This window comes from Agitococcus lubricus (assembly GCF_003051055.1).
In the GTDB taxonomy this organism is placed as follows: domain Bacteria; phylum Pseudomonadota; class Gammaproteobacteria; order Pseudomonadales; family Moraxellaceae; genus Agitococcus; species Agitococcus lubricus.
The window spans coordinates 20,819-43,878 of record NZ_QAON01000017.1; the positions used below are offsets into that span (position 1 = coordinate 20,819).

The window sequence follows — 23,060 nt, forward strand, 5'->3', positions numbered from 1 at the left end:
CGTTTAGGTCTCTAATAAAAACGTCACAGGCCCATCATTGACTAACGCCACTTTCATATCAGCCGCAAACTGACCTGTTGCCACCTGCGGGTGTTGTATGCGGGCTTGCGCAACAATATAGGCATATAACTCCTGTGCTTGTATTGGCGCCGCCGCCGAGGAAAAACTCGGCCTTAAGCCTTTTTGTGTTTCTGCCGCCAACGTAAACTGCGACACCAATAACAAACCACCTTTAACATCCTTAAGGCTTAAATTCATTTTGCCTTGGCTATCGGCAAAAACCCGATAGTTGAGCAATTTATGCAACAGCTTATCGGCTTCGACAGGTGTATCGTGCTTTTCCACACCTAACAATACCAATAAGCCTTGCTCAATCGCGCCAATACAAAGATTATCTACCGTCACACTCGCTTCAGAGACGCGTTGAATCAATGCCTTCATACTGTCCTACCCCAAACGACGCGCAAAGTCATTCGTTGCCCTGACCAACGCGTCAATAATTCCGATTTCGGCAGCGGAATGCCCTGCATCACGAATAATATGCAACTCACTACTGGGCCATACTTTGTGTAGCGCAAACGCACCGTCTAAGGGGCAAACCACATCGTAACGACCATGCACAATGACACCTGGTATCTGTTTGAGTCGATGCGCTTGTGCCAGCAATTGATTGGGCGCTAAAAAAATGTCATGGGCAAAATAGTGACTTTCTATACGGGCGAGTGATAAGGCGGTATGTGGGTCGGCAAAATGATGCACGACATTTGGATTGGGCTTCAGCGTTGAACACATCCCTTCCCAAACAGACCATGCTTTTGCCGCTGCCATTTGCGCAATTTCATCATCACCTGTGAGTCGTTTATGGTAGGCTGCCATAAAATCGTGCCGTTCCTCCAACGGAATGACTTTTTGATAATCTTCCCACGCATCAGGAAAAATACGGCTTGCGCCCTCCTGATAAAACCATAATAAGTCTTCCCGTCGGCACAAAAAGATACCACGCAAAATTAACCCTAAAACACGCTGAGGATAGGTCTCTGCATAGGCAATCGCTAAGGTTGAACCCCATGAACCACCAAAAATCAACCATTGTCTAATCGCTAAGTGCTCGCGAATTTGTTCCATATCTGCGATTAAATGGGGGGTTGTATTATTTTCCAAACTGGCATGTGGCGTAGATTGTCCTGCACCACGTTGGTCAAACAACACGATTCTATAAACGGCTGGGTCAAAAAAGCGACGATGCCAAGGCTGTGTCCCTGCACCTGGCCCACCATGCAAAAAGACCACAGGAATGCCCTGTGGATTACCACTTTCTTCAATATATAAACAATGTGTATCATCAACTTGTAGATGAAACTGATGATAGGGTTGAATATCTGGATATAAACCAAGCATGTCGCAGTCTCCGTTATGAGCTATTGTTTCCATCTCTACCGTTGGATTTGATGGGCAAAGCATCGACTCAAGTGTAAGTTTAGGTATAATCACGCTGTTATTTTGCTGATTGAGTCCCTTATGGCTACCCTCCCGCTATTACTTGAAGCAGAACAGTTTGCCCCGCTTTGTGCTGACCCCGCTTATTTAATTGTACATTTAGGCAAAGAATCTGTTTATCAACAAGCGCATATTCCCAATGCCATTTGGGTAAATCCACGACAATTAGTCAGCGGCGACTTACCTGCAGCAGGTAAGCTACCACCCCGCGCCCAGTTAGAACAACTTTTTAATGACTTAGGTATCCAAGAAACGACACAGGTCATTGTTTATGATGACGAAGGGGGGGCGTGGGCAGGACGTTTTATTTGGACGTTAGATTTAATCGGTCATACAGCTTACGCGTATCTTAACGGGGGCTTACACGCTTGGTTGGCGGCAGGTCTACCGATTGATAATCAACGGCATAGCGCCAAAGCCAATCTCATCGCGCGTCAGTTTGATTGGCAAACCACTCCCGAAGTCGATTTAGCTTTTGTACTCGCCCACTATCAGTCACCAAACTATGCGTTATGGGATGCACGTTCTCCCGAAGAGTATACGGGTCGACAACGCTTAGCGATGCGGGGTGGGCACATTCCCCATGCGGTTAATTATGAGTGGACTCAAGGGATTGATAAAGAAAACGCCCTCAAAATACGCCCGCTTGATGTGATTCGTGACGAGTTAGCCGTACTCGGTCTCAACACCGATAAAACCATTATTACTTATTGTCAAACACATCATCGTTCGGGGTTTAGTTATTTGCTGGGCAAACTGTTAGGTTTTAACATCAAAGCCTACGCTGGCTCATGGAGTGAATGGGCCAACCGAACAGATACCCCTATCGCGCTTGATTAAACCGTATTCGCCACTATTGCACCAATCACATCAGTGCTCACTTTTTCTTTTGCCGAGATGTTACTATGTCATTCTTTATTGCTTTTCAACATATCGTACCACAACACCTCTTATCGCGTGGTGTCGGTTATTTAGCTGCCAGTCAAAATACGTTTATTAAAAATACCTTTATCAAACAATTCACGGCACAATACGATATCAACATGAGCGAAGCCTTAGAAGAAAATCCGCTCGCTTATGCCAGTTTTAATGACTTTTTTACTCGCGCACTCAAAGCAAATGCCCGCCCCATTGCTGCCGCCGATAACGCTATTATCAGTCCTGCCGATGGTGCCATCTCACAAATTGGCGAGATTAGCGAAGACAAAATCTTTCAAGCTAAAGGGCATGATTATCGTGTGAGCACCTTGTTAGGGGGCGATGAGGCCTTAGCCAAACCCTTTATTGGGGGTCAGTTTGCAACCGTATATTTATCGCCGCGTGATTATCACCGTGTACACATGCCGTTTACAGGTCAACTCAAAAAAATGATTTATATACCTGGCGATTTATTTTCGGTGAACACACAAACAGCCGAAAATGTACCTAATTTGTTTGCCCGTAATGAGCGTTTAGTGTGTCTGTTTGACACCGCACTTGGGCCAATGGCGGTTGTTTTAGTCGGGGCGATGATTGTAGCGGGTATTGCCACCGCATGGGCTGGCAATATTCAAGCGCAAGGTAAACAAATTATAAGCACCGATTACAGCCAACAGCCGATTCACTTAAACAAAGGTGATGAGCTCGGTCGTTTTTATTTAGGTTCTACGGCTATTGTCTTGTTTGGTGCCGATGTGATGGCATGGGATAAGCGTCTGGTAGCCACTAGCCCTGTCCGTATGGGCGAAGCAATGGGCGTGACATTATAAGGCTGAGTCCTTTATCCACACTCTATTCGATATCAAAAATATCTGTTAGCATTTATTGGCTTAGCTAATCAATTGCTAGGCCATAATAAGGCTTACTGATATGCGAATTACACTCAAACAACTCGCTGTATTTGTTACCGTGGCCAAACACGGTACTGTCACTCGCGCGGCGCAAGAGCTAAACCTCACCCAAAGTGCTGCGAGTATGGCCTTATCGGATTTTGAAACGCAGTTAGATTGTGTGCTCTTCGACCGTATCGGCAAACGCTTACAACTCAATGACTTAGGGCGTAAATTACTGCCTCATGCCATCAACACTGTGGCTCATGCGAACGAATTAGAAAGTATCGCGCGGGGTCATGGTGACAAAGTAGGTAGTCTCAAAATTGGTGCCAGCCTGACGGTGGGTAACTATATGATGCCCCCGTTGATTGCGAGTTTTATGCGCACCTATCCTCAGTGCCAGTTGAGTCTCGATATTGCCAATACCAGTCACATTATTCATGCCTTAGAACAATTTGAATTAGATATTGGTTTTATTGAAGGTTTTTGTCATGCACCACATCTAGAAGTCATTCCTTGGCATAAAGATGAATTAGTTGTGTTTGCTGCACCCAGTCATCCCCTTGCACAAAAATCGGACTTACAAGAGCAGGACTTTCAAGAGGCACACTGGATTTTGCGCGAGTCAGGCTCAGGTACACGAGAGATTTTTGATAATGCGGTGATTGGTCGTTTATCCCATGTACACGTATTATTAGAGCTAGGCCATACCGAAGCCATACAACGGGTTGTTGCCAGTGGTTTAGGTATTGGTTGTGCCTCGCGTTTATCTTTAGATGAAGCCATTGCTAGCGGCACACTCACCGCCTTAGAAACCCCATTTTGGAACTTAAATAGACAATTTTTTGCCCTGATTCATCGACAAAAATACCGCACTTATGGCTTAGAACAATTTATGGCACATTGCTTTCAAGGGTTAAGCTCAACCTTCGTTTGCGCATGAGCGGGCTGCCAACACACATGGTCAATACGCATTTGTTCGGCTAATAACATCGCCAAACGCTCAAAGCCTAAACTTACGCCACCATACTCGCCACACTGCTGAATGGTTGCCAATTTGAGGCCATCAATATACAAATAGGCTGACTCTGTAGTGGTCAATGCGACATATTCTTGCTTAATTTGTGCCATCGGCATGAAGGTCTGAGGAATCTCTGTTAATAACAAGGCCTGCTCGTAGCCTAATGTAGGTTCGATAAAATGACGATACAGCAAAGATATCCATGCTTGTACTTGGTCACCGCCCTGCTGCCGTACGCCCAAACTGTTTGCAGCTTCTTTACATGTTTTTAATGACGCCTGACGAATATCCAAATTGAGACGCTGTTGAAACGCGTCGACATAAGGCCGCTCTTGCCATACCAGCTCACTACTGCCACACAAGTAGGCAACTAACTCACTGAGTTGCTGTTTTAATGCTGTAAAGCTACCTTGTTGCCACCAGCTTACTAGACAAAACTCGGCTAAATGCTTACGACTTTTAGGCTCGTCTCTATAGAGATGCCCGACTTGATACACCGATTGCCCCGTTAAATTGGCCAGCTCACGCATAATCGCATCGATAGACTCGGGTAAGTACGCATCGATATGCCCTACACCGACCTTGAGCGCCGACGGCAATCGGCTCAAGGTCATGCTGTCCACTTCTAACACAGTGCGCTGCTGAAAAAACGACCGAATACGGGCTAATAGGTATGCCCTTAAACGAATAATCTCTAAGGGAGCTAAGGTAGATGCCATAAATCGCCTAATAAGAAGGATAGCTTCTTGCTCTAAATGTAGAGAAAATAGCTAAAACCGATGATTTAACTTGCGCTTTTTATACGCTTCAACAAAAATCTGCATAGGCACTCTGCTATATAAGCATGTAAACTACATATTGCATAATAGCTAGCCATAATATATACGATACTAGGGATTGTTGATGTATGATTGAACCCAAGCGTTCGACTATAGCATCTAACATTCGGAAATCTTCGGTTTAGAAGCAAACCGTCACCATACGGCCAGTTGACATTTATAGTGCTGTTCTTTCAAAGCCATGACTCAGCGTGCAGCCAACATGTCAACTACCCTAGTATAGGTAATAAATATTGTTACGACTGACTTTCTACAAACGTGCAGAACGCCAGCCAGTAATTAGTATAATCAATGCGAGTTGTAATCATAACAAAGCGTGTATCAACGCAATATAATGGAAAATATGGGTCTACACCATGACAACACCAATTACTAGCCTGATTGGCCAAAGTTTGCCTGAAAAAAGCCTGAATCAACTGAGCCTAGTAGGCCATTCTAAAGCTGAGATGCAAGGATGGGTAGACAGCTTGCCGATTATGAATGTCGGTGAAACCGCTAAACGTTTATATCAAACGCTACAAGAACTCACTCGCTTAAAAACGACCGAAGAAAACCGTTATGAACTCTTAGAAGTGTTGCGCCCCAGTGTACAGCTCATTTTACAAGCGCTTGCCAAACATTATCTCAATCAGTCTATTTTATTACCAGACCGCGCTAACCGTGTGGCATCACTGGCACAGGCGCTACGCAGCTATCTGGCAACAGGCTATAAAATCGTTGCCTTTGATTGTGTGGAAAAACTACAAACCAAACTCAGTATTATTGGTATTGGTCGACGTCAACAACAACAACTGGCTGCCCAAAGTTTTCAACGTGCTATCAGTGAACTGGGTGGTCTGCTGTTAGAAATCCACTTGTTATATTTACCCTCGCCTGTTGGCCTTTGGTTAGATTTACACACCTTATACCGTGCTGCCGTCGCTTATGGCGTGGCACAAACCAAAATACCCGATGTGCATGCCCCTTTTAGCCAATCACTCACGGTCACCGAGTCGTACTTACGCTGTTTGATTTTGGCAGCCAGCCATACCAACAAATTACGCCAAACCGAAATCAAACAAATTTATGATGCCAGCGAGTTATGGACTAACCACCTAAAAATTAAAACAAAATTTAGCGTCAGTGACCTGTTACTGATTGATACCGACAATGATTTTCCACCGTCTTATGTGTCAAAATCTGTTGATGTCCCGCATCCACTGTATATTGATGCGCAAAAACTGGTACAACATTTACAAACGATTCAAAGCACCCCACCCGCTCAGTTAACCAAAGGCGAAGTCCTAGCCTCGAGCTTATATCAACACCTGATTACGATTTGGAGTGCACCAACCGAACGTACATTCGCTCGTCGCTCTTACGAAGGCCAATTATTTTTGTGTTTAGGTTTAACCGCGACACACTATCATTTAGCGGATGAATTGGACTTTGAAAGCGTTATCAATATCCGTCAAACGTTTACCGAAGAAGAAGCGAATCTCTTTTTGCGTAATGGTTTAAGCGAAGAAGGTGGACAGCCCGATATTTGGCACTTTAGCTTATCTTCTGTTGACTCTATCGAAAGCGAAATTGTCGCTAATAATCGTAAAAAACAAGGTACGCCCGACCTATACCCTCCTACTGCGGTTTCTATCGTCAATATTAGTCCTGGAGGTTACTGTATTCGTTGGCAAGGCGAGCCACCGATTAGCTTGCGTACAGGCGAAATTTTAGCGTTGCGCGAACCCGACGACTCCAGTTGGAATATTGGTGTCATTCGTTGGGTCAAACAACTCCCAACGGAAGGAGCCGAAGCAGGCATAGAAATTTTATCTGCTCGCGCCAAACCTTGTGGAGCACGCGTCATTAAAAAGACAGGCGACAGTACCGAATACATGCGTACCTTATTACTGCCAGAGATGAAGTCGTTACACCGACCTGCCACCCTCATCACACCGAATGTCTCATTCCGTAGTGGTTATCGTGTATTAATCCGTTTAGGAAATGAAGAAGTTAAAGTACAATTAACCACAGAGATGTTGACCACACAAAGTTTTAGTCAATTTGAATTTGCCTTGTTACAATCCCAAGATAAACCTCAAAGCATCGTTGCTGGTAAACCTACTGCCACAGCGCTGAAAGCTGATAATAAAGATGACTTTGATTCTTTATGGATTAATCTGTAATTTTACGTGTAGCAAGGTATACCGATCCCATTTAGGACTTATGACAATATGGCCGCCAAAAGTGAAACATTGCGTTTATTGGTATTGCATCAATCTGCTGATAATACTGAAGAAATTATCAAGGCTCTCAAAAACGCAGGCACACCCACCCGTCCGCAATTAGTCGCTAATATCGAAGATTTTGAAGATAGTATCAATAGTCAGGCTTGGGATTTAGTTTTATCGGCAGAGACCTTATCGGATGGCGGCTACAGTGACGCCTTGCAAACAATTCGTAACCTCGATAAAGATATCCCCCTGATTGTCTTACTGAATACCTACGATGAAGAAATTATTGTAGAAGCCCTAGAATTAGGTGCAGTTGACGCAATTGTGTTTAATCAACATCAACACCTCGTCTTTTGTATCCGTCGCGAGTTAAATAATTTATATCACCGTCGTGCGCAGCGTAAAGCCGAGTCGTTCCTAAAAGAAACCGAAAAGCGTTGTCAACTGTTACTCGAAAACTCACGAGATGCCATTGCTTACGTCCATGATGGCATGCATATTTATGCCAACAAAGCCTATGTCGAATTGTTTGGTTATGAATCGGGTGAGGACTTAGAAGGGATGCCCGTCATTGACTTAGTCTCTAAACAAGATTTAAGTAGCTTCAAAGAGTTTTTACGTTCGTACAGTAAAGGCGAAAAAATCTCTAGCGAATTAAAATTTCATGGCATGAAAGCGGACGGCGACCAAATTGATGCGATGATGCAATTATCGGCTGCTAGTTACGATGGCGAACCGTGTACCCAGATTATCATTCGTCGTGATGAAGGTGATGGCGGTAAAGCCTTATTGTTAGCCCAACAGCTCAAGGCCGTGACGTCTATCGACCAATTAACAGGCTTAGCTAACCGTCAACAATTTGAAGAAAAACTCGAAGAAACACTGATTCAAGCTCGCCGTGAAAAAATCCAAAGCACCTTATTTTATATGAGTATGGACAATGTACCGCAAATCAATGCCAGCGCAGGGATTGTGGGTACCGATGCTGTGATTGTTGATTTGGCCAAATTCCTAGGCGAATTGATGCCTAATGCAGCCATTGCCCGCTTTAGTGATACGGTATTCACCGCCATTATTAATGATGTCAACACCGAACAAGCCCGCACTCAAGCAGAAAAAATCTGCCCGATGGTACATGACCGTTTATTTGATATTCCGAATGGCCGTACAATTCAAACCTCACTCAGTATTGGTGTGGCGATGATTGGCGAAACCGCGCCCGACTCACAAGAATTATTATCACGCGCTGTCAATGCAGCCGAAAAAGTCAAACTACTCAATAAAGGAGTCGGTAACGGCGTTAATATTTATAATCCTGCCGAAAACGCTGCCGCTAATGACTCCGCCTTGCGTGAGCTATTGGTTGAAGCCTTAGAACAAAATAAATTTAAGATTTTGTTCCAACCCTTGTTTGACGTCGAAGATGAAAACGCGCAGTTTTATGAAGTGTTTGTCCGCCTGCCTTTGGCCGATGGGAAAGTGATGGCGCCCGATGAGTTTTTAACCGTCGCGCAACGCTATAACTTGGGGAGTAAAATTGACCGTTGGGTGTTAATTAATGCCTCTAAACGCTTAAAAGACCATCTGACACGCCATGCAGGTAGCCGCTTATTATTAAATCTCACCGCAGAGTCACTACAAGACCCTAGCTTGCCAGATTTAATTACTAAGCTCACCAAAGCGATTGACCCTAAAGGTCAGCCCTTAGTCATTCAATTTGCCGAAAATGATGTCGTCACTTACTTAAAACAAGCGAAAGAGCATGTTGCTGCACTCAAACAAGGGGGTTGCTCTGTGTCAATCACCAACTTTGGCTGCACACTGAATCCCTTAAATACACTCAAACACGTTGATGCCGACTACATTAAGCTCGACCGCTCATTTACCCAAGATTTAAGCCAAGAAGAAAACCTTGATACGACCAAACAAATGGCAACCGAAATCAATGCGCTCAATAAGCAATTGATTGTATCGTACGTTGAAAATGCCGCTACGGTCTCTAAATTATGGACAATGGGGGTACGTTATCTACAAGGTTATTATCTACAGCCCCCCTCCGAAAATCTTGTCTACGAAAATCAAGGTTAAGTTATCCGCGTAGTTGACGGCCATGATAAATTACCCCCAACTACGCACCTTAATCATCAAACCACCCCCATCGCTCATACGCTACGTTTCCAAATAAGCAACAAAGATTCCACCAAAGTGACTCTATCAGCAACTTAAAAATCTACTTATGCTCTCTGAACTGTCTCGTTCTACTCTAAGTCTGAGGCTGATAAACGTTTTGGTTGGAGCAATATCATGTTAAGCGTACATCGACATGACGAACGCGGTCATGCACATTATGGCTGGCTCAACGCCCGCTATAGTTTTTCTTTTGCCGCGTGGCACGACTGTAGACACATGGGCATTAGCCATTTACGTGTACTTAACGAAGATAAAGTCAAGCCTCATTCAGGCTTCGCGCGGCATAGTCACGATAATATGGAAATTCTAACCTATGTCCTAGCGGGGGCAGTCAGTCACGAAGATAGTATGGGCAATCAGACCACTATCCGCGCAGGCGAATGTCAGTTGATGAGCGCTGGCACAGGCATTAGTCATAGCGAAATGAACAGAGAAAGTAGCACCTTACACATGCTGCAAATTTGGTTATATCCCCATAGTAAAAATACGACTCCGCGCTATCAACAAATTCACTTAACAAATGATGAGCCTTTACAGCAAATTGCCGCACCAGAGCCTATGGCGAATGCTATGCACATTCAACAAGATGCGGCCATTTATCGATTAAAATTCAAGCAAGACCAGCAAATCATACTGCCTCGTCAGTACATCAACGGCTACCTACACCTTATTCAAGGGGGTGGCTCAGTGAATCAATGGCAATTAGCTACAGGTGATGCCTTGAAGGTTGAACAGCATGAAGCCTCTTTAGTATTTCATGCCTTAGCCGACGGTGAAGCCTTGTGGTTTGATTTAAGTTAGGAGATAAACATGCACCAGCCCTTAGACCCTTCTGCTTTAGCACAACTGTTTACGCAAGCCCGAACCTTTTCAACGTGGCAAGACCGTGCTGTGCCCGTCGAACTCTTACATCAATTGTATGAACTGACTAAATATGCCCCCACGTCCGCTAATAGTTCGCCTGCACGCTTTGTTTTTATTCATAGTCCAGAAGCAAAAGCAAAACTCAAACCTGCACTCGCTGAAGGCAATATTGATAAAACCATGACCGCACCTGTGACCGTGATTGTGGCAGCAGACTATACCTTTTATGAGCAACTGCCCCAACTGTTTCCTCATACGGATGCGCGTGCATGGTTTGTAGGCAACGAAGCTTTAATTCACACTACCGCCTTTAGAAATAGTTCCTTACAAGGTGCGTATTTAATCATGGCTGCTCGGGCATTAGGCTTAGATACAGGCGCAATGTCTGGGTTTAATAACACCCTACTTGATGAGACCTTTTTTGCAGGTACAGCCATTAAATCTAATTTCTTAATCAATTTAGGGTATGGCGATGCCCGTAAACTGCATGAACGTCATCCACGTTTAGCGTTTGAATACGCTGCTCAAATTATCTAACGCAGAGCTGGGCTTATCTATGATAAGCCCAGCTAATCCCCACCACCGCAACCGCCGCTACAACCACTGTCTGCACTGCTATCGCCACTACAACTGCCGCCACCACAACCACTACCAATATGACTACCACAGTACGACTCTTGATGATTGGCTTTCATGCAATCCAGATGATAGATAAAACCATTCGCAATCGCTAATTGTGCGTCTAAGGCAAAAATTCTGGGTAACCTATTGGGTGTATCAGGGTTAATCACTTCGTGCTGACACGCTAAATTCCATGTCCGTTTAATCCCCTTAGTCGCTTGCGTGGGACTTAACATGGTTTCTGCGGGATGATGATGTAAAAAATAACCAAAGGCACGCCGACAAAATCTATCGTAGGCTTTGGTTGATAAAATAAAGGCATGCCATGCTTCATCGACCGCCTGCGATGGCATACTTAACATGCCCAATCCTTTATATTCCGCCATAACACAAAACAAAAAGTAATCTTTGAGTGTAGCCAGCACCTGTTGTCGTTGCTGAGGGCTTAAGTGTGGGTATGTGTGTTGTAATTGGCGGTCTATCGAAGGGTCAAACACATAGCTTAGAATAAAGTCTTGTCTATGTCTCAACCGTTGACGGCGAAGACCTATATAAAAAACCAAGACTATGATAGCTATTAGAACAATCGTCATTATTATTCTCCTTGCTAATGCTCACTCTTTTAGCATTTAGCGCTTTTGTTGTATTGATTAAAACCTAGCTTACAAGGCTAATATGAATAAATAATGACAGATATCACATTGACACAACGGTAGACGATAGATAACTCTACAATACACAAATAGCCCCGTATAGTGTTGCCATCCTGTCAGGCATTACATAGGATTCAGAGAATGAGTGATAATAATAAACATGCCAACACCCCGACCAAACGGTTTATGCGCTTGGCAGGCATGACGGCCAGTATTACAGGCAAAGTCATGAGCAATTCGGTCAAAAGCCTTGTGGGGAGCGCCGAACAAAAAGCCGAAGCACGCAGCGAAATGTATCAAGAAATTGGCAAACAAATAGCCAATACCTTGGGTGAAATGAAAGGTGCTGTCATGAAGGTGGGTCAAATAGCCTCCCAATATCAAGACATCTTTCCGCCCGAAATTGCTGCGGCAATGACTAAACTACAAAAAGAAGCCCCGCCGATGCCATTTAGCATCATCGAGCAACAAATTTTGCATGAGCTAGGCGCTAAACCACACGAAAAATTTGCTGAATTTGAGGAAACGCCTTTTGCTGCTGCCTCTATTGGCCAAGTGCACAAAGCAAAACTCGTCACAGGCGAGCAGGTTATTGTCAAAATCCAATACCCTGGCGTTGATGAGTGCTGTGAGTCTGACTTAAAACATCTGCGTATGGCCTTAAAACTTGCAGGGGTGATTAAACTCAGTAAAGAGCTTCAAGAAAAATTGTTTGATGAAATCCGTAGCTCCTTACATGCCGAACTGGATTATGTACAAGAAGCAGCGAACTTAACAGAGTTTCGTGCCTTTCACGTACACGATGACAAAGTCATTATTCCGCAAGTCTATACAGACTATTCAAGTCGACGTGTATTAACACTCAGCTATGAGGCAGGCGATAGTTTAAGCCAAGCCAAACACTATCCAACGGCAATACGCAACGAAATTGGTGAGCGTTTATTTCATGTGTTGTGTGAGCAGATGTATCACTTACATGCCCTACACTGTGATTCGCATCCTGGTAACTTTGCCTTTAGAGCAGATGGTAGCCTGATTATTTATGATTTTGGCTGTATAAAACGCTTAAATCCTTTGTTAGTCAACGACATGAAACGGCTGGTCAGGGCTGCACTGGCTAATGATTATGCAACGGTGGAGGTTGTACTACGTGATTTAGGTATTCGCACCCAGATTGGAGAAGTCCCGCCTGAATATTATTTAGAATGGATTGAAATTCTACTTGCGCCACTCAAAAACCCACAGTTTGATTTTGCCCATAGCCATGTACATGACCAAGTGTTAGCTAAAATTAAATCATTGATGAAATATTGGGATAGTTTTCAACCCAGTGCCGAAACAATGATGGTGAATCGGGCGATTGGGGGGCATTATTGGAATTTTGTCAATTTAGGCGTGAATATCAATCTTAACAAACCACTCATGGGGTATCTCAGCCAAGCATAACTGCGCTCAAGGGGGGGCGTATCTACTCCCCCTATATTAGCCACCAAACTCATTGAGGCGGCATGATTTTATCGGCATGTATCTGTGTTGAGAGCGACTGACATCACTTAACTAAAATTGAGTGCACCCATAATTTTATCTAATGCCGCACGGTAATCCCCATCGATGACTTCTTCCGTTTCAAGATTCGCGTATATTTGACCATCGGCATATAACACTTCATGCGTCATGCAATATTCTAAGCGTTGGCTATCTAAGGCCTTTTCGTACTCATATTTTGCTTTTAAGAGCTGAATATCCACTACTTGCGACATATTCACTTGTTGTTGTTTAAGTGTACTGATTTCTTGTTGCAAGGCTTCTATTTGTTGCTGCAAGGATTCAATCACCATGGCTGCATATAAATCTTCTTCTGAAGCAAAGCAGATATTATTCACGGTGCGTTGTAAATAGCGCTGCAATTGCTCAAGGGTATTTGCACCAAAACCATAAGGATTCGTATTTTCTATTGGAATAGCCATCGTCATACATCTCTCCGATACACTCTTTTTAGGTTAACCATAGTAGTATGCCGTTATTTTTTGCACAATATTTATGTACAAAATACACACTAAACTAACCCACTACATAGATTATGTTTCATTCATTTTTAGACTATTCAAGTGTGTGCTATTGAAAAAATCGTGCAAACTTTTTTGACGGTAATTAGCTACCACTTATCTATAAAACGAAAATCTAAATTACAATGCTACAAAATACGACAATTATTGATTTATATCACAAAATTATAAACTTTTTGCTTCATATCTTTTGCTTAATTTGTTCTACACTCAAATAAATAACACTTTCTTTATGGCGGTATTAGCCATGAATATAGCCTCACTAGCCGCACCGAACTATCCTATCTATCAGGTATTACTACCCAATGGCAGGCTTGGACAGCCATTATCGGACACATTAAATGACACACAATGCCACTTAGCCGCTTATGAGCACTTATGGCGCACCCGTTTATTTGACCAACGTGCCGTTGCCCTACAACGGACAGGCCAGCTCGGCACTTACGCCAGTTGTTTAGGTCAGGAAGCCATTAGTACGGCCATTGGTTTTAGTCTCCAAGCCAACGATGTTTTTGTGCCTTACTACCGTGACCAAGCGGCACAATTATGTCGCGGCATGAAAATGGCGTCTATTCTACAATTCTGGGGCGGTGACGAATGGGGCTCATACCATACCAATAATCAAGATTTACCCGCGTGTATTCCGATTGCCACACAAATTACCCATGCAGCAGGCGTCGCCACCGCACTAAAACTTCAACAAAAAAAACAAGCCGTCGTTAGCACTTGTGGAGATGGTGCCAGTTCCCGAGGAGACTTTTACGAAGCCTTGAATTTAGCAGGGGTATGGCATTTACCCTTAGTCGTCGTCATCAACAATAATCAATGGGCAATTTCTGTGCCACTCAGCCAACAAACCGCTTGTGCGACACTTGCACAAAAAGCCGTAGCCGCAGGTATTGTAGCTTGTCGTGTTGATGGTAACGATTTTTTTGCCTTGATGATGGCCTTAGAAGAAGCCTTAGAACGGGCGCGTTCGGGCAAAGGTGCGACACTGATTGAAGCGGTGACTTATCGCTTATGCGACCATACCACAGCCGATGACATGAGCCGTTATGCCAGTCTAGAACAACGGCAACACGCAGAAGAACAAGAGCCTCTAAAACGGTTTAGGCTATTTTTAGAACACACCCGCCATTGGCAAGATGCACAACAACAAGCGTTAGAAACACGGCTCAAACATGAGATTGAGGAGGCTGTGACGGCTTATTTACAGTTAGCCTCACCTGCCATTAGCGATATGTTTACGCATGTTTATAGTCATTTACCCACCGACCTAGCCCAACAACAGCAAGCCTTTTTACGGTTGAAAGGTCTATCTCACTAATACCGCTTGCTGCTGGCAATGAGGAGACAAAGAGCATGTTAGCCAATTTAGTCGAAGCGGTCGATTTAGCCCTAGCACGCGCCATGAGTGAAGATGAGCGGGTGATTATTTTGGGCGAAGATGTCGGCAAAAATGGGGGAGTATTTAGAGCAACAGTTGGCTTACGCGAGCGTTTTGGTGCCAAACGGGTATTAGATACCCCATTAGCTGAAACCTTGATTGCAGGGCTTGCCGTAGGTATGAGTAGTCAAGGCTTACGTCCTGTTGCAGAAATACAATTTATGGGCTTTATTTATGCCGCGTTGGAGCATTTAATTTCACATGCCGCACGTTTACGTAACCGTACGCGTGGTCGACTATCCTGCCCATTAACGATTCGAGTCCCTTTTGGGGGTGGCATTCATGCGCCCGAGCATCATTCCGAAAGTACAGAAGCCATACTGACCCATTGTGCAGGGCTAAGCGTTGTTGCCCCTTCCTCACCTCGGACAGCTTATGGTTTATTACTGGCAGCCATTCGTAGTCCTGACCCTGTGATTTTTTTAGAGCCTGAACGGATTTATCGCAGCTTCAAAGAAGAACTTGACGATAATGGTATAGCCCTGCCCTTAGAGCAATGTTTGGTGTGGCGCAAAGGCCATGACTTGACGCTCGTATGTTGGGGTTCATGGGTACAGGACTGTTTGCGTGCGGCAGATAGTTTGGCCACACAGGGGATAGCGTGCGAAGTGATTGATGTGGCCTGTCTTAAACCCTTAGACATGGAAACCATTATTCAGTCAGTAGCACTGACTGGTCGCTGCTTAATTGTGCAAGAAGCGGTTAAATCGGGTGGACTAGGGAGCGATATTGCCGCACGACTTGCCGAACATGCGTTTTATGCCTTACGCGCCCCCATTAAGATTTTAAGTCCTCCCGATGTGATTGTGCCCTACTTCAAATTAGAAGCCGTGTATTTGCCACAAGTTGAGGATATTGTCCGCACTGCGCAACAACTCATGGAGGCAAAGAGATGAAAACCTTTAGCCTACCCGATTTAGGCGAAGGCCTACACGAAGCGACGGTTGTTGAATGGTACATTACCAACGCACAGGCCGTATCTCAAGGTACAGTGATTATGGCTGTAGAAACGGCTAAAGCCATTGTTGACATTCCAGCCCCCGAAGATTTATTTTTTATCGAAGCCTTATGCCCCACAAACGCCTTAGTCAAAGTCGGCGCAGCGCTGTTTACGTATCGCACCACAGAAGACAAGATAGAGCGACATCCTCCATCCGCAACAACGAGCGTCAGTGTGGTCGGTTCATTAGTAGAAGCCAACACAACCGCTAGTACACAGCATTTTATACTCGGCAAAGACCGCTTTAACACAGACGAACAAAGACAAGCACAACAAAATTTGTCGGCTTCTACACGCCTGCTCTCTATATCGTCAGACCGTCAGCCCCAGCAATTAACGGGCGCACGCCTCAGTATGTCGCAACATATGACACACGCACAGCAAACCGTGGCCTTAGTGACTATTTTTGATGAGGTATATGTCAAACAGTCCTCGCCACAAGGCATCTTAACGCAGGTAATCAACGGATTAATAGCCAGTTGCCGACAGTCGCCATTAACGAATGCGTGGCTTATCGACAATAGTCTCATTGTGCATGAACATATCCATTTAGGTATCGCCATAGATAGCCCACACGGTTTATTTGTTCCTGTCATTCCTAAGGTGGATACGCTATCTGAGCGTCAAATTAGCGAAAAAATAAAAGAGCTCAAACAACAAACACAGGCACACCAATTACGCGCAGAGCAATTACAAGGTGCGACAATCACGGTTTCTAATTTTGGGGTGTTTGCTGGCCGTTTTGCAACGCCCATGGTCATGCCACCACAAGTGGCCATTTTGGGGATAGGTCGGCTGTATCGCCACAATACACTCACAAATAAAGGTGATATCAAAACGCGACTTGTGATTCCCTTATCATTCAGCTTTGACCATCGGGCACTAACAGGTGGTGAGGCTGCTAAATTTTTGGCTACCCTGATTGAGAAGTTACAAACACCCCTTAGTCGGCGCTCAAACAAAAAGCCCCAAGTCTGAGTCTTGAGGCTTTTTAGTGCTAAGCAATTTGCGAAGCAGATTAGGGTCTGTTGAGGTTTGGTGTGCGGCTGATAAAAATTGACTCAGGCAAGGCACAAAACGCAGTTAATAGTCGTTCTATTGGCAAGTTTTGTAACATAAAATGAGTCTATTTTTAACGCAACCTACAGGGAAAGAACTATTTTTTGAGGCTACTTTGTTGTTCATCGCTTAGTTGGAATAACCAAACTATCGGCTTCACGCCTCATATCCTCTAAAAAATAGTCTCTTTCGCAACCACAATCAAAACGTCAACACCCCCTAGGCCATCTGATAAATCGCAAATAAGGCAATCGCAATCAAGATAATAATCACAATCATACCCATGCCATTTTTGCTTTCTGCGGGCGCGGGCACTTGACTAGGTGTTGACTCCACAGGCGCTGGCGCTGGGCGTGCGGCTGGGATGGGCGATACCGAAGCGGCTGGCTTAGGTGCGTGATTCACAGGGGCGGGTGACGGTTGTTTAGGCGCGACCGCAGGTTTTGCTGCAGGGATATTCACGACAGGACGGAACTGTGTACGCTCGGCCTCTTCCTCAAAGTCAGTGTGCGGGGTGGTCTCTGCTGGGCCAATAATTTTAAAAATCATCGCATCAAATTTAACTTCGTCACCGTTTTGCAGTGTCGTTTCGTCAGAACGCTTACCATTGACGAAGGTACCGTTTGATGAACCTAAATCTTTCACCCATAACTGACCTGCACGAATGGAAAACTCGGCATGACGACGAGATACATGCGCACCGCCAACCACAATATCACAATGTGGGTCACGACCAATGACGTTAGTACCCTCAATTGGGAACATACGCCCCGAAATAACACCCGTCATGGCTTTGACTTGCCATAAAGGGGGGGGTTTAGGCAAGTCCCGTTTAAGGGCTTGTGGTGGAGGCTCTGGAGGGGCTTTAGTCGGGTCAATGATTTGTAATTCAACTAAATGTAAACGAATGACGTCACCCACCTTCACTTCAACCCGTTTGGAAACAGGCTCTCCATTTAAGAAGGTACCGTTTACACTACCCGTATCACGTAAATACAATTTGCCCTCTTCTTGTTGTAACTCAGCATGAAAAACGCTGACGCCTTCATCGTTGATAACAAGATTATTGGTCTTATCACGGCCAATCGTTAAACGAGGGTCGACCAACCAAAATGCAGGCTGGCGCCGATCAACAAACTGTAACTTTAACATGACTATTTCTCTTCCCTATTGCGATTTAGGTGCGACCTTAGTGGCACCTTGGTAAATTTGGTTAATTTGTTCGGGTAAACGGTTTAACTGCCCCTTTACACCAACATCAAGCTGTAACACACGAATTTGTTGATATTGTTGTGATGTTAACTTAGCCGCACCCGCGCTGTCGCGCAAAATTAATGGTTGTAGAAACACTAATAAATTTCGCTTCGTTTTGCTATCACTCTTTGAACGAAATAAGTGCCCTAATAAGGGGATTTTACTCAAAAGTGGGACTTCGCTCACAGATTGACTATTATCCTCCTGAATTAATCCCCCTAGTACGATGGTCTGACCATCATCCGCTAGAATAGTAGTTTTAATCGAACGCTTGTTAGTAATCAAGTCCGCCGAATCAACTCCTGCAACACTCGGTACCACAGAAGACACTTCTTGTTCTACTTCTAGCTTGACGGTGCCACCTTCTCCAATATGCGGGACAACTTTTAGGGTAATACCCACATCTTGCCGTTCAATGGTCGTAAATGGGTTACTCGTTCCTGAGCTACTAGAGGTACTCGAGCCCGTAATAAAGGGCACATTTTGACCGACGACAATTTTTGCTTCTTGATTATCAATCGTCATAATACTGGGTGTTGATAATAAGTTGGCATTACTCATGGTGTTAACCGCTTGAATTAACGCCCCATAAAAACTTTTATTTCCATTACTGTCCGTATTTTGTTGACCAAAAGCAAAAGATGCACCGTTGACCGTCGGCAAACTGGTGACATTAGTCTGTGTCGCTAAGGCTGCCAAACTGGTTAAACTATTACCCGCATTATTAAAATTGACTAAGCCTACGCCTTTGTTAGGGTCGCCCGCTGCCCATTGCACACCCAATTGCGCTGCATTTTCGCCAGAGATTTCTAAAATAGCCGCTTGGATTAATACTTGAGAACGTCGTTGGTCTAATTGTTGTACGACAGACTCTAACTCTCGCATTAACGACGGGTCTGCTTTAATCACGAGCGCGTTTTGACTCTCATCGGCAATTAAATTGACGCCATTACCACTCGCGGCACTACTCGTATTGTTATTATTAGTGCCTGAGCCAGTCGCAGGTTTACTGCTGCTGCCACTGTCTGCAACCAACGAACGCAACACTTCGGCAACCTGTTTTGCGCTGGCATGTTGCAAACGAATGACACGCACGCCTGCTAATCGGTCAGCCGCAGGTTTATCTAATTGCGCAATCACATCACGAATACGTTTGCGCGCACGCGCATCACCTTTGAGTAATAACCGATTACCGCGATTATCCGCCACTAAACGAATACGCGAGCCACGCATGTCTTTGTTAGCCGTCGTGGAGGTCAGACTATCTAACATCGACAAGACGTCATCGACACGGACCTCTTTCAGCAAAATAATTTCTAACTCGTCACCTTCACCTGTGTCGAGGGTTTTAATTAAACTTTCGATTTCACTGATATTATTGGCATGGTCGGAGATGACTAAAGCATTTGAACCATTGACTGCCGCCAAATGTGCAAATTGTGGCAACAAGGGTCTAATGACAGGCACGAGTTCGTTAGCATTGGTGTTTTCGAGCATAATCACGCGGGTAATTAGCGCCTCACCTTTGGCTTTATTGCGTAAATCAAAGGGTACCGCGTTTTGCTTGGCATTAACATCTGGTACTAATTTAATGGCATCGCCTGCGGGGACTGCCGCAAAACCATTCACACTCAATACCCCTAAAAATAATTCATAGACGGCATCAGAAGATAAGGGTTTGCTGGAAATGACTGTGATATTGCCCTTGACGCGCGGGTCGACAATAAAGTTTTTACCTGTAATCTCGGACACTTCGGTGACTAGCGCAGAAATATCGGCCTCTTTTAAGTTCACTTTCCATGTTTTAGCCGACGCTGTGCCTGTTAACGCCATCAACAATGACAAGGCAATAAAAGATTGACGTAGATTCATATTAAAAAGTTTGCTCAATAGTTAATGTTTGGCTGCCACGCAGAATTTCTATACGGGCATGCCCTGACTGTTGTACTTGCTGTAATAAATCTTTGTCTGCTTGAGGATTTCCCAAAACTTGACCGTTTAACTTCAAAATTTTATCACCTGTACGCAAACCAATACTGCGACGTAAATGCGCAGGGGCATTATCACTGATTTCGTAACCTTGGCCTTTCGCCAATAACCCCATTTCTGCCAAATAGCCACTGGGGTCTGTATTTAAGCGATTGATGGCTTGACCTAACATTTGCCGCGCCTGCGCACCTGTGTTTGCGGGCGCATTGGGCGTCGTAACAGGCGCATCGCCACCGAGTAAATTGGTTTTGACAAAGCGTAGCACCTCATCATTCCCATTACGTTGCAGTAACACCTTATCGACAAACACAGCCGATAACGTTGCACCACCTGCGACTTGCTGCCCTACTTTGTATAATTTACCGACGGTTTGACCTTGCTCACTGATAATTGCACTGGAACGTGTTTTCTCGACACTCACAAATACACCATCTAATTTGAGTTGTAAGGCCGTTTCTGGTGCATTAGCAGCCGCATTCGGGCTTGACTCTATAGGTGCACTCTTAAACAACGTAAAGCTCGCCAAACGGCTGCTATCAACCATAGCCGAAGTACTGGTTTGCTGGGATTGAGCTGGTGGATTTAAGGGCATTTTATCCTGACCTGCTAATAACCATAATAAACTCGACATACGCCAAGCAAAGTATAAGGTCGCTACCAACATAATCAGCCGTGCAATCTGACGATTATATTGTGTGATTGATGTCAAAGATGGCGTTTTCACACCCACTCCTAATCTACTCATGGATAATAGAGCCATGCTGATAAACAAATGACCTTAGAAACTATTCCAAGGCTGTGAAGTCGTCACCACAATCGCATCAGGCTCAGCGACCCCACGATAATTGGGAGAATACGCCAATAAACGCTGACTTAACTGACTTTGTAAACGGTCTTTTGTTACCGTAAATAAGGCTAATTTGGCTCGAGTTTGTTGCTCTACCATCGTTAATACTAAATTATTATTTTGATGAGTCACATCCATCGTGATGGCAGGGAGATTTATTTTTTGTTGTTGACCATTCAAGACATAATCAACAGCCCCACCTTGCCACTGTATCTGCCCCTGACCCTGTGTCCATGCGTGTTGTTGATACTTGAGCGTGATTTGCTCTAAGGCTAAAGGCTGGGGTGGTAATCGCCAATCGGGTAATATGGCCTGTAGTTCAAGCGGCGACACATCACCTTGCAACTGCAGCAACTGCCATTGTCCCATGCCCCACTGTGCCTGTGTTTTTAATCGACTATGCGGGCTCAACCACTCAATATCTGCCGCCAATTTTAAGGTTAATAACTTGGCAGGCAATAAAGACCATCGAAGTTGGCCGGCAAAGCCTTGATAAACAATATTCGCCTGACCTCGCCACACACTTCCCCCCCAGTCAGTCACCATATTACGTACAGCCAAGGGCAGCAGTTTAGCGGCGACACGGGCAGGAGTTTGGATAATTAACGCCAACAGCAACAAAATGGTTGCAAATAATGCCCAATTATACGCACGTGCTTCTTTGTCACTATGGTCAATTTTTTTAAACATATATCAATAACTTATTCACATGCCAGCGTCATACACCGCAACAAGCCGAAGACAGGCTTCTGTATAAAGGTGCAAAAATTGCCAAGTTCAGCATCAGGGTCTTAGGGACTCTGTTGATGTTTTAGGTGTGAGCCGCAACCAAAACGTCAACAGCCGCTAAGAATACCTATCGAATATGACAAATAATAAATCGTTGAGGTCATTAACAATACGTATGATGTCGTTTTTCTATTTATCAGCGAACTCAGACAGTCAGCACATCATACGCTGCTTTTAGACGCTATAAGGTTGTTTTTTTATATCTATTAGCGATGCGTCGCTTTTCTATTCTTAATGCACAGTGAAGCGATTTGTCAAATAAAAAAGCCTCTATTTGAGAGGCTTTTTTGTCAAGGCGAGTCTTAGATTAAAAATTGGTCTAAGGACTTACCTGCGGCAAGTTCGGTTGCTAACCAACGAGGTTGCTTCCCACGACCAGTCCATGTTTCGTCTGCATTTGCAGGATTTCGATAACGAGGTTCTACTTTTTTAACAGCAGCGACTTCGGTTTTCACGGCCATTAACTCTTCTACTGTAATCCCTAACTCAGCAGCCATTTGCTCTACTTTAGCGCGAGCTTGTTTGATAGATGATTTTCTTTTTGCTTTAATTAACTGTTGTGCCTCAACAATAACAGCATTTAACTCTTCTACACTTAATGAGCTTAAGTCGATAGTCATATCGGTTCCTCTGTTTAATAATCTCAAATATAAGGGGTATTGTAGTTTCAACACAAAACTACAAGGGATTATCTGTCGTTATACAAACGGTATATCACACGAATTTGGTTGATTACGGGACAACAAACATGCCGCAATAAATCAACATATAATATGCTTAAGTACGCAATAATAATGGAGGCCAAAGATAAAGCAAAAAAAGGATAATGAAAATAACTTTTTTATATTTTTAATAAAGAACGTGGCTAATTTTGCAAAAAATATACAAGACTGGCAAAAG

21 protein-coding genes are annotated in these 23,060 nt (G+C 44.3%); 11 read left to right on the plus strand and 10 right to left on the minus strand.

All coding sequences use genetic code 11. The features are described from left to right. Positions 1–3 precede the first annotated feature (3 nt). Complete coding sequence (gene dtd / locus C8N29_RS13980; protein WP_107866692.1) at positions 4–441, minus strand: D-aminoacyl-tRNA deacylase; 438 nt, start codon at positions 439–441, stop codon at positions 4–6. Positions 442–447: 6 nt separating this feature from the next. After that, positions 448–1,398, minus strand: coding sequence for a prolyl aminopeptidase (gene pip / locus C8N29_RS13985; RefSeq protein WP_107866693.1), 951 nt, complete (start codon positions 1,396–1,398; stop codon positions 448–450). Positions 1,399–1,518: 120 nt separating this feature from the next. Between pip and C8N29_RS13990 the strand changes: the two genes are divergently transcribed. The 3 genes from C8N29_RS13990 to C8N29_RS14000 all read left to right on the plus strand — a co-directional run bounded on the left by C8N29_RS13990 (position 1,519) and on the right by C8N29_RS14000 (position 4,251). Then, positions 1,519–2,337 (plus strand): sulfurtransferase, encoded by an 819-nt coding sequence (locus tag C8N29_RS13990; protein ID WP_107866694.1) that lies wholly within the window; start codon positions 1,519–1,521, stop codon positions 2,335–2,337. A gap of 65 nt (positions 2,338–2,402) precedes the next feature. Beyond that, on the plus strand, positions 2,403–3,245 hold the full coding sequence (gene asd, locus C8N29_RS13995) for an archaetidylserine decarboxylase (RefSeq protein WP_107866695.1): 843 nt from the start codon (positions 2,403–2,405) through the stop codon (positions 3,243–3,245). A 100-nt stretch (positions 3,246–3,345) separates the two neighbouring features. Next, the gene (locus C8N29_RS14000) at positions 3,346–4,251 is read left to right on the plus strand and encodes a LysR family transcriptional regulator (protein WP_107866696.1); all 906 of its coding nucleotides are present in this window, start codon (positions 3,346–3,348) and stop codon (positions 4,249–4,251) included. Here C8N29_RS14000 and C8N29_RS14005 read toward each other — a convergent pair. Further along, complete coding sequence (locus C8N29_RS14005) at positions 4,218–5,048, minus strand: hypothetical protein (protein WP_107866697.1); 831 nt, start codon at positions 5,046–5,048, stop codon at positions 4,218–4,220. The genes C8N29_RS14000 and C8N29_RS14005 overlap by 34 nt on opposite strands. Positions 5,049–5,524: 476 nt before the next feature. On the opposite strand from C8N29_RS14005, the gene C8N29_RS14010 reads away from it, so the two are divergent. From C8N29_RS14010 to C8N29_RS14025, 4 genes are all read left to right on the plus strand, one after another. Further along, positions 5,525–7,333: a hypothetical protein gene (locus tag C8N29_RS14010; protein WP_107866698.1), complete on the plus strand. Its 1,809-nt coding sequence runs from the start codon at positions 5,525–5,527 to the stop codon at positions 7,331–7,333. 48 nt (positions 7,334–7,381) lie between these two features. Next, positions 7,382–9,469, plus strand: coding sequence for a GGDEF/EAL domain-containing response regulator (locus C8N29_RS14015; RefSeq protein WP_107866699.1), 2,088 nt, complete (start codon positions 7,382–7,384; stop codon positions 9,467–9,469). A gap of 216 nt (positions 9,470–9,685) precedes the next feature. Then, the gene (locus C8N29_RS14020) at positions 9,686–10,372 is read left to right on the plus strand and encodes a pirin family protein (RefSeq protein ID WP_107866700.1); all 687 of its coding nucleotides are present in this window, start codon (positions 9,686–9,688) and stop codon (positions 10,370–10,372) included. A gap of 9 nt (positions 10,373–10,381) precedes the next feature. Next, entirely contained in the window at positions 10,382–10,972 is a 591-nt protein-coding gene (locus C8N29_RS14025; RefSeq protein WP_107866701.1) for a malonic semialdehyde reductase, read from the plus strand. 32 nt (positions 10,973–11,004) lie between these two features. Here the strand turns inward: C8N29_RS14025 and C8N29_RS14030 are convergent, their stop codons facing one another. Continuing rightward, positions 11,005–11,649: a glycine-rich domain-containing protein gene (locus C8N29_RS14030; protein WP_107866702.1), complete on the minus strand. Its 645-nt coding sequence runs from the start codon at positions 11,647–11,649 to the stop codon at positions 11,005–11,007. Between the two features lie 201 nt (positions 11,650–11,850). On the opposite strand from C8N29_RS14030, the gene C8N29_RS14035 reads away from it, so the two are divergent. Then, a complete protein-coding gene (locus C8N29_RS14035; RefSeq protein WP_107866703.1) occupies positions 11,851–13,155 on the plus strand; it encodes an ABC1 kinase family protein in 1,305 nt (434 codons plus the stop codon). A 107-nt stretch (positions 13,156–13,262) separates the two neighbouring features. Here the strand turns inward: C8N29_RS14035 and C8N29_RS14040 are convergent, their stop codons facing one another. After that, positions 13,263–13,682 carry a hypothetical protein gene (locus C8N29_RS14040; RefSeq protein ID WP_107866704.1) on the minus strand — a complete coding sequence of 140 codons (420 nt, stop codon included), beginning with the start codon at positions 13,680–13,682 and terminating at the stop codon, positions 13,263–13,265. A gap of 340 nt (positions 13,683–14,022) precedes the next feature. Between C8N29_RS14040 and pdhA the strand changes: the two genes are divergently transcribed. Genes pdhA through C8N29_RS14055 form a run of 3 tightly spaced genes read left to right on the plus strand, consistent with a single transcriptional unit; the run spans position 14,023 to position 17,200 of the window. Next, positions 14,023–15,102 carry a pyruvate dehydrogenase (acetyl-transferring) E1 component subunit alpha gene (gene pdhA, locus C8N29_RS14045; protein ID WP_107866705.1) on the plus strand — a complete coding sequence of 360 codons (1,080 nt, stop codon included), beginning with the start codon at positions 14,023–14,025 and terminating at the stop codon, positions 15,100–15,102. Between the two features lie 35 nt (positions 15,103–15,137). Next, positions 15,138–16,118 carry an alpha-ketoacid dehydrogenase subunit beta gene (locus tag C8N29_RS14050; protein ID WP_107866706.1) on the plus strand — a complete coding sequence of 327 codons (981 nt, stop codon included), beginning with the start codon at positions 15,138–15,140 and terminating at the stop codon, positions 16,116–16,118. After that, positions 16,115–17,200, plus strand: a complete 1,086-nt coding sequence (locus C8N29_RS14055; RefSeq protein WP_107866707.1) for a dihydrolipoamide acetyltransferase family protein — start codon at positions 16,115–16,117, stop codon at positions 17,198–17,200. The genes C8N29_RS14050 and C8N29_RS14055 overlap by 4 nt, the downstream gene beginning before the upstream one ends. A 300-nt stretch (positions 17,201–17,500) precedes the next feature. On the opposite strand, the gene C8N29_RS17335 is transcribed toward C8N29_RS14055, so the two are convergent. The 5 genes from C8N29_RS17335 to C8N29_RS14080 form a co-directional block, all read right to left on the minus strand. Then, the gene (locus tag C8N29_RS17335) at positions 17,501–18,433 is read right to left on the minus strand and encodes an FHA domain-containing protein (protein ID WP_107866708.1); all 933 of its coding nucleotides are present in this window, start codon (positions 18,431–18,433) and stop codon (positions 17,501–17,503) included. A gap of 15 nt (positions 18,434–18,448) precedes the next feature. Continuing rightward, positions 18,449–20,407, minus strand: a complete 1,959-nt coding sequence (gene gspD / locus C8N29_RS14065) for a type II secretion system secretin GspD (RefSeq protein ID WP_107866709.1) — start codon at positions 20,405–20,407, stop codon at positions 18,449–18,451. Between the two features lies 1 nt (position 20,408). Beyond that, positions 20,409–21,248, minus strand: coding sequence for a type II secretion system protein N (locus C8N29_RS14070; RefSeq protein WP_170106999.1), 840 nt, complete (start codon positions 21,246–21,248; stop codon positions 20,409–20,411). 54 nt (positions 21,249–21,302) lie between these two features. Next, the gene (gspN, locus tag C8N29_RS14075; protein ID WP_107866711.1) at positions 21,303–22,061 is read right to left on the minus strand and encodes a type II secretion system protein N; all 759 of its coding nucleotides are present in this window, start codon (positions 22,059–22,061) and stop codon (positions 21,303–21,305) included. Positions 22,062–22,462: 401 nt separating this feature from the next. After that, a complete protein-coding gene (locus C8N29_RS14080) occupies positions 22,463–22,780 on the minus strand; it encodes an H-NS histone family protein (RefSeq protein ID WP_107866712.1) in 318 nt (105 codons plus the stop codon). Between the last annotated feature and the right edge of the window lie 280 nt (positions 22,781–23,060).

Bases quoted from the DNA above. Each gene is read 5' to 3' on its own strand.
- C8N29_RS14025 (WP_107866701.1), top strand. From the start codon at position 10,382: ATGCACCAGCCCTTAGACCCTTCTGCTTTAGCACAACTGTTTACGCAA.
- asd (WP_107866695.1), top strand. From the start codon at position 2,403: ATGTCATTCTTTATTGCTTTTCAACATATCGTACCACAACACCTCTTA.
- C8N29_RS14055 (WP_107866707.1), top strand. From the start codon at position 16,115: ATGAAAACCTTTAGCCTACCCGATTTAGGCGAAGGCCTACACGAAGCG.
- C8N29_RS14000 (WP_107866696.1), top strand. From the start codon at position 3,346: ATGCGAATTACACTCAAACAACTCGCTGTATTTGTTACCGTGGCCAAA.
- C8N29_RS14010 (WP_107866698.1), top strand. From the start codon at position 5,525: ATGACAACACCAATTACTAGCCTGATTGGCCAAAGTTTGCCTGAAAAA.
- C8N29_RS14050 (WP_107866706.1), top strand. From the start codon at position 15,138: ATGTTAGCCAATTTAGTCGAAGCGGTCGATTTAGCCCTAGCACGCGCC.
- gspD (WP_107866709.1), bottom strand. From the start codon at position 20,407: ATGAATCTACGTCAATCTTTTATTGCCTTGTCATTGTTGATGGCGTTA.
- pdhA (WP_107866705.1), top strand. From the start codon at position 14,023: ATGAATATAGCCTCACTAGCCGCACCGAACTATCCTATCTATCAGGTA.
- C8N29_RS14040 (WP_107866704.1), bottom strand. From the start codon at position 13,682: ATGACGATGGCTATTCCAATAGAAAATACGAATCCTTATGGTTTTGGT.
- C8N29_RS14035 (WP_107866703.1), top strand. From the start codon at position 11,851: ATGAGTGATAATAATAAACATGCCAACACCCCGACCAAACGGTTTATG.
- pip (WP_107866693.1), bottom strand. From the start codon at position 1,398: ATGCTTGGTTTATATCCAGATATTCAACCCTATCATCAGTTTCATCTA.
- C8N29_RS14030 (WP_107866702.1), bottom strand. From the start codon at position 11,649: ATGACGATTGTTCTAATAGCTATCATAGTCTTGGTTTTTTATATAGGT.
- C8N29_RS17335 (WP_107866708.1), bottom strand. From the start codon at position 18,433: ATGTTAAAGTTACAGTTTGTTGATCGGCGCCAGCCTGCATTTTGGTTG.
- C8N29_RS14005 (WP_107866697.1), bottom strand. From the start codon at position 5,048: ATGGCATCTACCTTAGCTCCCTTAGAGATTATTCGTTTAAGGGCATAC.
- C8N29_RS14015 (WP_107866699.1), top strand. From the start codon at position 7,382: ATGGCCGCCAAAAGTGAAACATTGCGTTTATTGGTATTGCATCAATCT.
- gspN (WP_107866711.1), bottom strand. From the start codon at position 22,061: ATGTTTAAAAAAATTGACCATAGTGACAAAGAAGCACGTGCGTATAAT.
- C8N29_RS14020 (WP_107866700.1), top strand. From the start codon at position 9,686: ATGTTAAGCGTACATCGACATGACGAACGCGGTCATGCACATTATGGC.
- C8N29_RS14080 (WP_107866712.1), bottom strand. From the start codon at position 22,780: ATGACTATCGACTTAAGCTCATTAAGTGTAGAAGAGTTAAATGCTGTT.
- C8N29_RS13990 (WP_107866694.1), top strand. From the start codon at position 1,519: ATGGCTACCCTCCCGCTATTACTTGAAGCAGAACAGTTTGCCCCGCTT.
- dtd (WP_107866692.1), bottom strand. From the start codon at position 441: ATGAAGGCATTGATTCAACGCGTCTCTGAAGCGAGTGTGACGGTAGAT.